The following is a 12,090-nucleotide window of genomic DNA, read 5'->3' on the forward strand; positions in this document are numbered from 1 at the left end:
AAGTGATCGCTAAAATCTTTGTCAATAAGCAGGGTTTAACGAGATTATTTTTACGTCTATTGAGAATAGTCTAGTCTTATTGACATGATGCGGCCGCCCTGAAGAAGTGAGTTGGTTATCTTCAGTATTAATCGGTGGGGAAGATAAAAGTTGTGCAGGTAATCCAGCCTTGATGAAAACAAAATAGCAATCAACGATAAAGTAAAGGGTGTCCAGGTAACTTTTATCTAGTTTTTGCGATTCTGCAAATATGCGCTCTCGGTAATTATCTTTAAGGCGAACTTTTTCCGGTGCTAAGTCTTTTTTATCTGCCATTGTTATAACTTCACTTAAGAGATGTGCCCGTTAGATTTTTGCTGCTAATAGTTTTTGCCATCTCTAAAAGCCCAGAGACATTGGCTTCCACCGGATTGTCCAGGATTTTGAAGCCGTTTTTCTCTAAAAGCTTCTTGAACCCTGGTAAAAGGCAGCCTCCACCAATCGCCCAGATTTCATCCCCCTGGTGCTTGGCATCAAGTGTCAGATTCACCACTTTCTTCAAGTATTTTTGATACCAATCTTTTAAACTTGTACTGTATACATCTTTGATATCGATGTCACGGCTGTATCGGGTATGCCCCATTTCTAAACAAAATCGGATTTTGGATGGATCTCCGATTTTTCCGCCATTTAAATGTTTCATCTTTTGGGAGATATCATCGATGAGAACTTCTACACCGATGGGGTAGGCAGTGTGAACTTCTCGCTGACCCCGATTGTAACGAGAATACAGAGTCGTACCATTGCCAAAGTCTAAAATGGTTAATTTTTTGGGTAGTGGATGCCCAAACAATGCACCCATACCCTCTAGTACAACTTTTAGCACTTCTACTTTTACGTCTGATTGTTTGCCAGCAAGTATTGGCTGATATTCTCCATTGAGTACTTTTTGTAGTTCTGGTGCCAGAGCAACATCATGTAAACTGACGACTAATTTTAAGTGCCAAGCCTTACGGTGTGGTAGATGTGCCAATGCACCCAATAAAGTCAACAACGCATTATTGACTTTATTTTCATTATTGTCTGTGTTGCGGTCAAAATAATTTCCTGTACGGTAAGCTGACTCTCCAACTGTGTAAGCAGTGCCATTAAAAACTACACGCCCTGGAACATCTTCCATCTCGGCATTGGTTATATAGCTGGGGACACGAACTACTTCAAAGCCATCGACTAAAAGTTTAAGACTTCCATAACCGTTATCGAAACCCGCAGGAAAAATTTTTTGTAACGTGTGAATGTTTGACATAGGCTCCAAGTAATACACAATAAGTTGTGAAAATTATCTGTTCAAGCGATCTGCAAGAGCAAGAGAAAGAAGAATAAAATAACTTCACCCTTTTTCTCCAGCCTCAAGAGCTAATCATAACCCCTTGGGGGCTAAATGGGGCACAAAATGTCAACCAGTCAAATATACCCCATTTAGCACCTATATATACCCTATATATGGGTCAAAATGTCACCGAAGTACTGAACTATTATTGGGGTACACATAGCCCCCATATAGCCCCTGCCAAGAATTTTTGAAATCTTTTCTATCAACGCAGCAAAAATTAATTTAGATCGTTGTCAACTCTTTGATTTATACTCTACTGTCAAGGTCTAAATTAGCTTTACGCAACGCAAGATGGCGAGCTTTGGCTCTGATACACTTGGAATTTACCTACGAGAAATTGGTCGCATTGATAGGCTATTACTTGAGCAAGAAATTTTCTATGCAAGACTTGTAAGGTCTATACTGGTACTTGAGCAGCAAAAAAATCTTCTTATGCAATGATTAAAGCGTTCTCCAAATGGGTCTGAACTCTCTGCCGAGGTGAATAAGACAAAAGCAGAATTAACCCAAATCCTTGAACAAGGGCAACTGGCTAAATATTTAATGATTACTGCCAACCTCCGCTTAGTGGTTGCAGTTGCTAAAAAATATCGTTGGAGTAACCTAGAGTTTTTGGATCTGATTCAAGAGGGAGCAATAGGTTTACTTTCATGCGGTAGAAAAATTTGAGCCGAATCGGGGCTATAAATTCTCTACTTATGCAAAAGGCGTGGATTGGGCAAGCAATTACCAGATCAGTTGCAGAACAATCTCACACTATTCGCCTACCCCATGACCAAATAATTACTAATTCGTAATTCGTAATTAATGAACTGAGCAACTCAATTCATTGATGGAGATAAAAAACGTAACTCCTTTTTTCATAGCAGGCGACTTTCCTACGGAACGCTGCGTGAACAGTCTTGGGGTAAAAATTACGAATTACAAATTACGAATTACGAATTATTTTGATGCATCACCTAAACAAGTTTCCGAATGCCTAAACGCATTTCGTCCGCTAGTTTCTTTAGAGTTAGGAATTGGCGAAGAGCGAGAAACTCAACTGCAAGAGATATTACCCGACGAAAGAATTTCAACTCAAGAGTACGTTACTCTAGAATATCTCAGGTCAGACTTGCAGGATTTATTAGCTACCTTGAAGCCAAATCAACGTCTTGTCTTAATATTACAGTTTGGACTGGAGGGCGAGGGGAAGCTAACTGCAAAACAGGTTGCATAAATACTCAATCTTAGTCATTCCAAGATACGCTCTGCTCATGGACAGGGAATGAAAACTTTACGGCGTGAGCAAGACCAGATTAAAGATTATTTGGCTAGTTGAAAACTGTTTATGTCCAAGATGAAGGTATCGCTCTTGTTGAAAGTACTTCCCTTGCTTGCAGTCTAATCTCTGTTTGCTCACAGTTGGGGTACTTAACCTTAATCTAGATGATTGAAGGTCGCCCATTATTTTCTCCAACTACAGGTTCACTTATAAATTTGCAAAGTATTCCTGTTGCAGTTCTTGTACTCAAAATATAATTCGCCTCGCTGGTTTGTTGCAGTTTATAAATCCCACATACTGAAACCGCTTGAAATATTCTGAGTTTTCAACACGGTGTTTAGAAGCTTGCTGCGCTTTGGGCGACTGTGCTGACTCATGAGCAGCACTGCGCTCGTTGCGAAGAATAATGTTAATCGCCTCCTGTGCATTTCGGGTCAACTCTATTGGCCATCAGTTACATTTAGAAACTCTGCCTCTAACTGATTAGCATCAGGGGTCTGTTTTAGTTTTGAACTTGGGTGTTTGAGCTTTGATTGTTGTTTGGGTGGAGTTTGCTAGATTTCATGATGTCTGCCGTAAAACCTTCTTTAATAAACTATCTTGAATGGAAGACACAATAAAAAAGACAAGTAATTAGTTGGATCATATATTGATATATGATCTCAGCGTCACAATATATGATTCGGAAATAGCACTTAAAGCGAAGCCATGCAAATTCGACTAGCTGTAATTAGCAATGCTGGAGGCAGTGGTAAGACTACACTTTCAGTTCATTTAGCTTACGACTTAGCAAAACGCAAGTACAATGTAGCCCTACTAGACTTAGATCCACAAGGCTCATTAACGTTATTCTGTGGTTTGAATCCACCAGAACCAGAACAGACTTTAGCAGGAGTTCTCAAAGATCAATTTGACGGTGTTTGGCCATTAACTCCTTGCTGGAGCCAATACACGAATAATGTTGTCGTATGTCAAGGGGGAATGGTATTAACCCAAACAGCAGATGAACTTGTCCTACACAAAAGAGGAGCCTACCTTTTAGCCGACTGTTTAACAGATTATCCACTAGCACAGGACGTAGTTATTTTTGATTGCCCTGCAACCCTTGGTCCTTTACCTTTAATGGCTCTAGCCGCTTGTACACATATTATTATCCCCGTACAGCTAGAACCCAAATCAATTCAAGGTGCAGCACATTTATTGGAATGGTACTACTATCATTGCAAACACTTACGTTTAAACCCAACTCCAGAAATTTTAGGATTTGTTCCCAATCAATATGATGTTCGCAGAAGTACTCATAGACAGATGCTAGCAGGATTGCCTGAACAGTTGCAACAGATGAAGATTCGAGCATTTCCGGCAATCCGGGATAGCGCAGAATTTGTCAATGCCAGTGGTCAAGGTTTACCATTGCATCTTTACCGTCCTAGTCATCCTGCTAAAGATGATTTTAAAGAAACTACTTCTCATATTGTGACTTTAATTGGAAAACCTAAGACAAATAAAAAGACAAAATAATTATGTGCGCTCGTAACACTCCTAATCTTACAAATTATTTTTCAGGTGCGAAGCAATCTCAGCAATTATCTGAAGCAGAGGAAGAAATACAGCAATTAAGAGCAGAGATTGAAGAACTTCGTGACAAAAATTCTGGCGAGTTGGAAAGACAACTGGAAGAGTTGCGAACACAACTTCAGTCACAAATAGGCATTTTGTCAATTCCTATCGAGCAAATAGAGCCAAATATAGAACAACCTAGACAAACATTTTTACCTGAAAGTCTTGAATCTATGTCTCGCTCTTTAACTAGTGATGGACAGTTACAACCAGTTATTTTGATTCAAAGGGAGAATCATTTATTAATTTTTGACGGAGAGCGACGATGGCGCAGTGCTAAAGCTTTAGGTTGGCAAACCTTGTCAGCAGTTATTATTCCAGAACCAACTGGTTTACATCGTAAAGCACTACTAACTTCTCTACATCGAGAAGACCTTAATCCTTTGGATAAAGCCGAGGCGATCGCGCGTGAATTGTCTACAATTACTGGATTAGAACTTCAAGATATTCCGCGTATTCTTTCAACAGTAGTTCGACGTTTGAATAGTCAAAAACGTATAACATCGCTGGTGGATTTAATAACAGCAGATGCAAAAAAACAAGAAAAAGAACTAGAATCTTTAGATTTAAGCGACTCAGAACGAGCAATCTTAAGTCTACTGTTAGATTTACAGCTAAATCCTGCTTCTATCGATGCCAATATTTTTCCGATGCTATCTTTAGCAGAAGACCTAAAACTTGCCATAAGAGCAGGACTTAAAGGTGTTCATGCAATGGCTCTACAAAAACTTTCCGCAAAAAATTTGGGATCGACTGAACAAAAAGCAAAATCTATTAGGGAAGAGACCACGCACAAAGTAATAGTAGAAAAGTTGTCTGTTGTTGCTACTCGAAAATTAGTAGCTGAAGTAATAGCATCTGAGTCCGAGCTAGCAGTAACCAAAAATACGAAGGAAAAAGCAGTATCCCAAGCATCTAGTCGTTTGCAACAACTCTCTTTAGAGTTGCTCAAGCAAGCTAACCCTGCTGAATTAATAGAATTACAGGAAGTCTTACGTCACAAATTAGTAGAAATTGAAAAAGTACTAAAACAAAATTAAAGATCGGTCGGTATTCGTGTCTTCTAGGGAATAACATTAGCCACAACGAAACAGAGTTTGGAGATAAACTTGGGAAACACCGCGATGCCTGCGGCTGGCGATGCCTACACAATCAGTATTTTGCAGTAGAAACAAAGAGATAGCTGTGGTAATAAGGCGATGTTCATCCCAATCAGGATGTTTTTCTAAGTAGGTGTTGAGAGATTGATGTAGCGTTTCGAGAAGAGTAGTAAAGACAACAAGCTAGAGGTGACGCAGGCATCACCATGCCGAAACGGGAAAATTGTTAGCTAACGCTGAAAGCTTCATATAGCAATATTTTAATTCAGTCAGCTATATCTGGGGTGATATCTTATCATATAGAGATACAACTTGAAGTTTGATTTAAGAAGCTTGATGGCGGTGTTTCTTACTTTCTACCTGAAAGCCAGTTTTAGAGTGCCTTTTCGATGCCAATATCGCGCAACAACTCTGCTCGGTCGTAGCTCCAAATTTTTCTTAACGTACAATTTTCTTTTTCTGACACGGTGATGCCTACTGCATTACACGTTTTAGCCCAAAAGTGGAATAGGTACCTCAGTATTACCATCAACTGCTAAATCTGGTGTGCCATTAAAGTTGCTTTGTTGAAACGAAAAACAACAACAGCATTTTAGAGACAGAAGCCGATAGAAAAAAGTGGCTGAATATGGAAGCGATCGCTGGTGGTAACATCGTCTCGCTGCTAATTTTCGTCTGTGGTGTTGGATTGGGAATTTTTGCTTTAAGGCTCGGCGAAAATAGCCGGGCCACTGTTCCCCTCTATTATTTACAGCTGACTGGTCAAACAACCGACAACAACCATTTCCCTTGAAGGCGGCTAGTATATAAAGGACGATCGCTCTTGTTGAATTAGCGATTGCCAAGTCGTTGGCTTTTGTCCTGTAATCTGTTCAAAATTATCAAAGGTTGCATCAGCTTCAGGAATGGCATTGGCGATGTTCAGTTTCAATTGATGGTAGATACATTGCATGTAAGCAGGATCGCCGCCTGCCTTTAACACCGTTTCTAAAAATTCCTCTGGCGAGTGGTTATCTACTTGAAACGGCTTGCCAATAATCTCCGTTAGCTCCTTAGCAATCTCTGGCATTGTCGCGGCTTCATAGCCAAGGGGATAAATCTGCCCTCGATGTTCCTGATGACAACGTAAGGTTACTGCGGCAACTAGTGCCACATCATCACAACTTACCCAACTCCACCGAGCATTGGCAATGTAATTGGTCAAAACGCCTTTGTTGAGCCAGCCAAAGCTCAGAAGGTTTTGCATAAAAGCCTCTGGACGCAAGTGTGTAAAGCTAAATCCCAGTGCTTCAATGTATTTTTCAATGAACTGATGCCAACCCCAGTGAGCAACTTCGTTAGTCGGTGCGCCAGATGCTCCAATATGAACGATGTGTTCAACGCCAGTTTGTTTGGCAGTGTCGAGAAAGGCTTTGCTTTGCTTGAGCATATCCACGGTGTAACCCGTCAGGAGCAAGGCGCGATCAATTCCTGCTAGGGCAGGTGCGAGGGTTTCCTGGCGATCAAGATCCAGATGTCGAATTTCGATACCAATGGCTTCGAGTGTTTTGATCTTGTTAGGAGAACGCACTCCTGCAACGACTTTGACATCACCTGATTGGGCTAAAATCTGTGCGATTTTTGCACCGACTTTGCCTGTTGCACCGAGAACAAGAATGGTGGGCTGAGTACTCATGATTGGTCTTATTTCCTTTGTTAATTCCACAATTGTGCTTGGTATTTGTCTATTTACAAAAACTCACTTGCAGCTTGCATCTCGTCATTAGTCAACTTAATAGAAGCAGCGGCAATGTTTTCTTCTAGATGGCTGATGGTAGTTGTACCTGGAATCAAAATGATGTTAGGTGCATGATGTAGCAACCACGCCAAGGCAATTTGATTGGGCTTCACACCATGCCTCACGCCGATTTCTCGCAAACTTCCACCTGCATTGGCTAGGGGTGCGCCGCGCTTGAGAGGATGCGCGTCGAGCGACCCGTAGGGAATAAAGGCAATGTCGTGTTGTGTGCAATAGTTGAGAACATCAGCATGGGTGTGATCGCGAATGCTGAAGCGATTTTGCACAGAAGCGATCGGCACAATTTTTTGGGCTGCTTCTAACTGGGCCAGTGTCACATTTGACAAGCCAATATGGCGAATTTTGCCTTGGCGCTGGAGTTCGGCAAGTGCTGCCACTGATTCGGCAAACGGCACATTCGGGTCGGGGCGATGCAGTTGATACAGGTCAATGCGATCAACTTTCAACCGTTGCAAACTTGCCTCACAACCACGCCGCAGATTTTCGGGGCTACCGTTGGTAAGGATATTATCTGGTGTAGGTTTGTCAATTCCACCTTTGGTAGCGATCGCTAGATTGGATGGATACGGATACAAAGCTGAGGCAATTAGTTCTTCGTTGAAACCAGGCCCATAGGCTTGGGCAGTATCAATAAAGTTTACACCCAGTTCAACAGCACGGCGAAGCAGGTTTTGCCCAGCTTCCCAGTCAGCATAAGGGCCAAAGTTACCAGGTTGTCCGGTCAGCCGCATTGCACCATAACCCATTCGGTTAACCAGTAAATCACCACCAATCGCAAATGTAGTAGAAACCGATGTAGCCCTATTCATTATTTTTGCCTCAATTGTTGGTTCTCTTTTGTACCAATTCCTTAAAGTCCGGCAACAAAATCAAACGCCCAAACCCAGATTATGTAGAACTTTCGGAATTACGAATTACGAATTAGTATTACAACGGGGTGACAAACTCGATGAGGTTGCCATTGTTATCTTGAATAAAACAGAGGCGAACCCCCGCATCGGGATAGCTACCAAGAGGTACAAAGGTTGGTACACCCCGGCGATTAAGTTCTGCTAAAACCGCATCGACATTATCCACCCGAAAACAGAAGTGACCAATACCACTGGTGCGTAACCCTTCTCCAAAGCTTTGAGCTGTTGGCATTCCAGCCAGGGATTGAGTACTGCCAACGATTTCGATCCGAAAGCCATATACGTCCAAGTAAGCCAGTTTGAGATCGGGAAAGACATCAACATTCCATTCTTGTGTGATTGTGGCATCGAGCTTTTCCTGATACCACTGAAGCGTTTCTGAGTAGTTCGGCACATTCAAGCAAACGTGATCGATTTGCATAGAACTGAAACTGTTGGGAGTCGGATTTGGAGTGAGTTGATTTACTCGAGTCATATTCATTACCTTATTAGATTTGGATGTTGCTGAATATGAGGATGAAGATTTAGAATTCAATCTCTTAAACTCTTATTCTCTGTGTGAGGCAAAAAACATCCCAATCAGCAACGCCTAAATTTGTTGTTATCCATACTGTGAAAGCACAAAAGTGATCGATGCGCTCGCACTGTTATTGAGGTGTATCTCCTACTGTTAAATGCTCGTGAACGAGTCGCCATTGACCGTTTATACGTTTCCAAACATGAGTGCCATGCTGACGCAGTTTGTAATCCTGTCCGTCTTGACTTTGTCCGCCACCAGCGAAGGAAAAGGTTGTAACGGCTAGATCGCCACTGATGGAAATCTCTAAATTGTCCTCAATCGCAATCTCCCAAAAGGTGAACTGCTGCATCACAGGTATCCAAGTATTCAAATACTCCTGCAAACTGTGGAGAACAACGACCGAGCCATCGAAATTATCAAACACCAAAATTTCGTTCTCACCTGTAGCAAAGATTTGCTCAAAGCCTTTGGAGAAGGCTTTGTCTTTAGGACTCCAGAGCTTCACCCACTGTTGGGTAAGCTGTTGGATTTGTTGGCGAGGCTCTACATTCGGTCCGGGTTGGTCTGTAACAGTAGTCAGCGTAGTCATTGTGGTATACCTGATAAAACTAAATTAGTTGACTTATTCAATTGTTTGTAGTAGGGCACCACCATTTACAGGAATGGTAATTCCAGTCAGATACGTGCTTTGTAAAATATGTAAATAAGTTGGTGCAACATCTTCCGGTTTGGCAATAAAGCCAATGGGCAACTGCTTTGCCACCCGCTCAAACAATTCCTGACGACTGTCCGCTGCTATCCCTGACCACATGGGTGTATCGGTATAGTAGGGTGCAACGACATTGACACGCACAGGCGCTATTTCTTTGGCTAGGGATTCGGCTAATAAGCTCACGCCAGCATTAGCAGCGACAGTTGCGATCGCTTGATGGGGGCGTGGCCCAGAACCAGCCGTAAAGGTCAGCGATCCAGTTGGTTTGATTTTAGTCCCCCCATAGCGACCAACATAGAACTGTCCCCAAAACTTACTTTGCATTGCATTTTGCGCCGTTGCAATGTCGCTATTGAGAACACCACCACCCATACTATCGCCAGCAAAGCAAAGCAGATGATCGATCTGGTCGAAAGAAGCAAAAAACTCTTTGACTGAGCTTTCATCCAGCGTATCAATCATACCAATCTGAACATCAGCTTCAATATCTTTTGCAGCTTTTCCCAAACGTTCTTTTGAGCGGCTGGCGATTGTAACTTTGGCACCTTGTTGAGCAACCAGCTTGGCAACCGCTAGTCCAATTCCAGAACTTCCACCAATAATTACAATGCTTTGATTGATTAAAGATTCTGCCATAATTCAATATCTCCATACAGATTCACGAGAATTAATTCAGCGATGTCAATCATCGATTACTGTGCAACATAACCACCATCAATCGTGAGCGATTGTCCAGTAATATATGAAGCAGCTTCAGAAGCTAGCCACAAAACTGCATTCACTACTTCCTCTACTTGGCCAATGCGACCCATCGGAGTTGCTGTTTTAAAATATTCGCCTGCTTGGGGATTGGCTTCGGCAAAGCGATCAAACATTACTGTTTGAATTGGTCCCGGACTTACCGCATTTACACGAATTCCTGATTTGGCGTATTCCAGGGCCACGGATTTCGTTAATCCTTCCACTGCGTGTTTACTAGCGTTATAAATCGGTACTGTTGCACCACCGACCAAGCCCATAATCGAACTAGTATTAACAATTGCCCCACCGCCATTTTTCAACATCGCTGGAATCTCATGTTTCAAGGACAACCATACGCCTTTGACATTGATATCCATGATGCGATCATAGGTTGCTTCAGTTTGTTCTGTTAGTGGTGTAGGGTCTTGCTCAACTCCAGCATTGTTAAATGCAATATCGAGTCGCCCATAATTTGCTATGACTTTCTCAATTAGTGTTTGCACATCAGTTTCTTGAGAAATATCAGTTGTGACGAAAAAGCCTTCACCGCCTACTGTTTGGATTTCACGAATCGTTTCCTCACCTTCAGCTTGCCGACGACCTGCAACTACCACTTTTGCCCCAGCTTGAGCCAGTGCGATCGCAGTTGCTTTACCAATCCCTGATGTTCCACCTGTAACGAGCGCGACTTTTCCAGATAACGTAGTCATTGTTAATCTCCTCAATATTTGAAATTAGATGGTTTACTTCTAAATGCCATTGGCATGAACTTTGGGGAGCGTATTGCTAGTTAGATTAATTTCGTTTAGGGCTTAAACAGCCATTTATGGAATGTCTTTGTCAGATGCGGCATGACGAGATACGTCATTAGATAAACTAGAACTCCAGTCAGTAACAGGGTGCGAAGCAACAACGGCAAAGCACTTAAGAAATTGCCAAATAGCAGATAAATGCCTGTAATCAAGGGATAAATGGCAAGCCAAGTCAGCAAGAACATCTTGTAACAGGGCGGTTGAGTGCGAGGGGCAATTTGCCTAGCAGTTGCAATGGTTCGACACTCTGTTTGTTCTGGATGAAATGCTTCAGAATAGATGCCTCGCATCACCCGTCTCCTTTTAGTTTCGCGCCGTTGCGTATCTTTATTTATGATACGTATCGTATTATAATAAAAACCAGATGTCAAGTACTAATTTGAAAAATGCCTAAAACCTCTGATACCAAACAGATTGGACGGCCCCGCTCAGAAGAATCGAGGGCGGCAATTTTGAACGCAACCTGGACGTTGCTCAAAACAACAACCCTCAGAGACTTGTCCATTGAGGCGATCGCCCGTGAGTCGGGTGTAGGCAAAACGACGATTTACCGTTGGTGGTCTAGTAAAGTAGCGGTGGTTATGGATGCCTTCGTAGAAAATGTGCTATCTGTCACGCCTTTCCCAGAAGATTTATCAGCAACTGAAGCAATCAAAGTGCAAATGGCTTCTCTGGTGCAGACATTTTCAGGGGACTATGGTCGAATCGTGGCGCAAATTATTGCAGAGGGACAGGCAGATCCAGATGCCCTAGCCAGTTACCGCGATCGCTTTATCTATCCCCGTCGTGCTGCGGTTAAAGCCATCCTTCAAAAGGGTATCGAGAGTGGCGAATTCAATCCGAACCTCGATCCAGAGCTAGTGATCGACATTCTCTACGGACCGATTTATTTTCGGCTTTTGGTAGGACACTTACCCCTGGATCGGCAGTTTGCAGAGCAATTACCTCTATGGGCGCTGAAAGTCATCAAGCTCACTGAATTTTAGATGCTTCTTAAGAAGCATCTCAGCAATGCTGATCCAAATATGGCAATAGCCTTCAATAATCTGGCATCCTTCTACCGTTGGCAAAGACGGTACAGTGAAGCTGAACTACTCTTTCTACAAGCTATACCCATTTTGAGCAACACACTCGGAGACCATCGGTGAGAGGTTAGGACAAAGTACCTTTTGTCAATCAGTTAAAATACTCAAAACATTTAAATAAGAATGATAATCGCATTGAGGGTAGGGGGAGGAGG

15 protein-coding genes and 1 pseudogene are annotated in these 12,090 nt (G+C 42.4%); 5 read left to right on the plus strand and 11 right to left on the minus strand.

Annotated elements, in window-relative coordinates; all coding sequences use genetic code 11:
- Window positions 1–21: 21 nt before the first annotated feature.
- Together H6G26_RS33340 and H6G26_RS33345 are read right to left on the minus strand one after the other, a co-directional pair.
- Window positions 22–315 (minus strand): hypothetical protein, encoded by a 294-nt coding sequence (locus tag H6G26_RS33340; protein ID WP_242054044.1) that lies wholly within the window; start codon window positions 313–315, stop codon window positions 22–24.
- Between the two features lie 10 nt (window positions 316–325).
- On the minus strand, window positions 326–1,285 hold the full coding sequence (locus H6G26_RS33345; RefSeq protein ID WP_190735241.1) for a hypothetical protein: 960 nt from the start codon (window positions 1,283–1,285) through the stop codon (window positions 326–328).
- A 567-nt stretch (window positions 1,286–1,852) separates the two neighbouring features.
- Between H6G26_RS33345 and H6G26_RS41915 the strand changes: the two genes are divergently transcribed.
- Together H6G26_RS41915 and H6G26_RS33360 are read left to right on the plus strand one after the other, a co-directional pair.
- Window positions 1,853–2,041 carry a sigma factor gene (locus tag H6G26_RS41915; RefSeq protein ID WP_199327202.1) on the plus strand — a complete coding sequence of 63 codons (189 nt, stop codon included), beginning with the start codon at window positions 1,853–1,855 and terminating at the stop codon, window positions 2,039–2,041.
- A 163-nt stretch (window positions 2,042–2,204) separates the two neighbouring features.
- Window positions 2,205–2,591 (plus strand): sigma-70 domain-containing protein, encoded by a 387-nt coding sequence (locus H6G26_RS33360; RefSeq protein WP_190735245.1) that lies wholly within the window; start codon window positions 2,205–2,207, stop codon window positions 2,589–2,591.
- A gap of 291 nt (window positions 2,592–2,882) precedes the next feature.
- Here H6G26_RS33360 and H6G26_RS33365 read toward each other — a convergent pair whose 3' ends face one another.
- Entirely contained in the window at window positions 2,883–3,074 is a 192-nt protein-coding gene (locus H6G26_RS33365; RefSeq protein WP_190735247.1) for a hypothetical protein, read from the minus strand.
- Between the two features lie 270 nt (window positions 3,075–3,344).
- On the opposite strand from H6G26_RS33365, the gene H6G26_RS33370 reads away from it, so the two are divergent.
- Both H6G26_RS33370 and H6G26_RS33375 read left to right on the plus strand, forming a co-directional pair.
- Window positions 3,345–4,157 carry a ParA family protein gene (locus tag H6G26_RS33370; protein WP_094333474.1) on the plus strand — a complete coding sequence of 271 codons (813 nt, stop codon included), beginning with the start codon at window positions 3,345–3,347 and terminating at the stop codon, window positions 4,155–4,157.
- Window positions 4,158–4,159: 2 nt separating this feature from the next.
- Window positions 4,160–5,296 (plus strand): ParB/RepB/Spo0J family partition protein, encoded by a 1,137-nt coding sequence (locus tag H6G26_RS33375; protein WP_190735249.1) that lies wholly within the window; start codon window positions 4,160–4,162, stop codon window positions 5,294–5,296.
- Between the two features lie 36 nt (window positions 5,297–5,332).
- Here the strand turns inward: H6G26_RS33375 and H6G26_RS33380 are convergent.
- The 8 genes and pseudogenes from H6G26_RS33380 to H6G26_RS33420 form a co-directional block, all read right to left on the minus strand.
- Window positions 5,333–5,539: pseudogene (locus tag H6G26_RS33380) on the minus strand (DUF2811 domain-containing protein); the annotation flags it as partial.
- 616 nt (window positions 5,540–6,155) lie between these two features.
- Complete coding sequence (locus H6G26_RS33390; RefSeq protein WP_190735253.1) at window positions 6,156–7,031, minus strand: SDR family oxidoreductase; 876 nt, start codon at window positions 7,029–7,031, stop codon at window positions 6,156–6,158.
- A gap of 53 nt (window positions 7,032–7,084) precedes the next feature.
- Window positions 7,085–7,963: an aldo/keto reductase gene (locus H6G26_RS33395; protein ID WP_190735255.1), complete on the minus strand. Its 879-nt coding sequence runs from the start codon at window positions 7,961–7,963 to the stop codon at window positions 7,085–7,087.
- A gap of 118 nt (window positions 7,964–8,081) precedes the next feature.
- A complete protein-coding gene (locus tag H6G26_RS33400) occupies window positions 8,082–8,540 on the minus strand; it encodes a VOC family protein (protein ID WP_199327203.1) in 459 nt (152 codons plus the stop codon).
- A gap of 172 nt (window positions 8,541–8,712) precedes the next feature.
- Entirely contained in the window at window positions 8,713–9,174 is a 462-nt protein-coding gene (locus H6G26_RS33405; protein WP_190735257.1) for a nuclear transport factor 2 family protein, read from the minus strand.
- 33 nt (window positions 9,175–9,207) lie between these two features.
- A complete protein-coding gene (locus H6G26_RS33410) occupies window positions 9,208–9,933 on the minus strand; it encodes an SDR family oxidoreductase (RefSeq protein WP_190735259.1) in 726 nt (241 codons plus the stop codon).
- Window positions 9,934–9,989: 56 nt separating this feature from the next.
- Window positions 9,990–10,748, minus strand: coding sequence for an SDR family oxidoreductase (locus H6G26_RS33415; RefSeq protein WP_190735261.1), 759 nt, complete (start codon window positions 10,746–10,748; stop codon window positions 9,990–9,992).
- Between the two features lie 95 nt (window positions 10,749–10,843).
- Window positions 10,844–11,140 (minus strand): hypothetical protein, encoded by a 297-nt coding sequence (locus H6G26_RS33420; protein ID WP_190735263.1) that lies wholly within the window; start codon window positions 11,138–11,140, stop codon window positions 10,844–10,846.
- A gap of 96 nt (window positions 11,141–11,236) precedes the next feature.
- Between H6G26_RS33420 and H6G26_RS33425 the strand changes: the two genes are divergently transcribed.
- Window positions 11,237–11,836 carry a TetR/AcrR family transcriptional regulator gene (locus H6G26_RS33425; protein ID WP_190735265.1) on the plus strand — a complete coding sequence of 200 codons (600 nt, stop codon included), beginning with the start codon at window positions 11,237–11,239 and terminating at the stop codon, window positions 11,834–11,836.
- Window positions 11,837–12,090: the final 254 nt, after the last annotated feature.

The organism is Nostoc sp. FACHB-888, from assembly GCF_014696655.1.
Taxonomy (GTDB): domain Bacteria; phylum Cyanobacteriota; class Cyanobacteriia; order Cyanobacteriales; family Nostocaceae; genus Nostoc.

Excerpts from the sequence above, each read along its gene's own strand:
- H6G26_RS33340 (WP_242054044.1), bottom strand. The coding sequence starts at position 315 with ATGGCAGATAAAAAAGACTTAGCACCGGAAAAAGTTCGCCTTAAAGAT.
- H6G26_RS33345 (WP_190735241.1), bottom strand. The coding sequence starts at position 1,285 with ATGTCAAACATTCACACGTTACAAAAAATTTTTCCTGCGGGTTTCGAT.
- H6G26_RS33360 (WP_190735245.1), top strand. The coding sequence starts at position 2,205 with ATGGAGATAAAAAACGTAACTCCTTTTTTCATAGCAGGCGACTTTCCT.
- H6G26_RS33370 (WP_094333474.1), top strand. The coding sequence starts at position 3,345 with ATGCAAATTCGACTAGCTGTAATTAGCAATGCTGGAGGCAGTGGTAAG.
- H6G26_RS33375 (WP_190735249.1), top strand. The coding sequence starts at position 4,160 with ATGTGCGCTCGTAACACTCCTAATCTTACAAATTATTTTTCAGGTGCG.
- H6G26_RS33390 (WP_190735253.1), bottom strand. The coding sequence starts at position 7,031 with ATGAGTACTCAGCCCACCATTCTTGTTCTCGGTGCAACAGGCAAAGTC.
- H6G26_RS33395 (WP_190735255.1), bottom strand. The coding sequence starts at position 7,963 with ATGAATAGGGCTACATCGGTTTCTACTACATTTGCGATTGGTGGTGAT.
- H6G26_RS33400 (WP_199327203.1), bottom strand. The coding sequence starts at position 8,540 with ATGACTCGAGTAAATCAACTCACTCCAAATCCGACTCCCAACAGTTTC.
- H6G26_RS33405 (WP_190735257.1), bottom strand. The coding sequence starts at position 9,174 with ATGACTACGCTGACTACTGTTACAGACCAACCCGGACCGAATGTAGAG.
- H6G26_RS33410 (WP_190735259.1), bottom strand. The coding sequence starts at position 9,933 with ATGGCAGAATCTTTAATCAATCAAAGCATTGTAATTATTGGTGGAAGT.
- H6G26_RS33415 (WP_190735261.1), bottom strand. The coding sequence starts at position 10,748 with ATGACTACGTTATCTGGAAAAGTCGCGCTCGTTACAGGTGGAACATCA.
- H6G26_RS33420 (WP_190735263.1), bottom strand. The coding sequence starts at position 11,140 with ATGCGAGGCATCTATTCTGAAGCATTTCATCCAGAACAAACAGAGTGT.
- H6G26_RS33425 (WP_190735265.1), top strand. The coding sequence starts at position 11,237 with ATGCCTAAAACCTCTGATACCAAACAGATTGGACGGCCCCGCTCAGAA.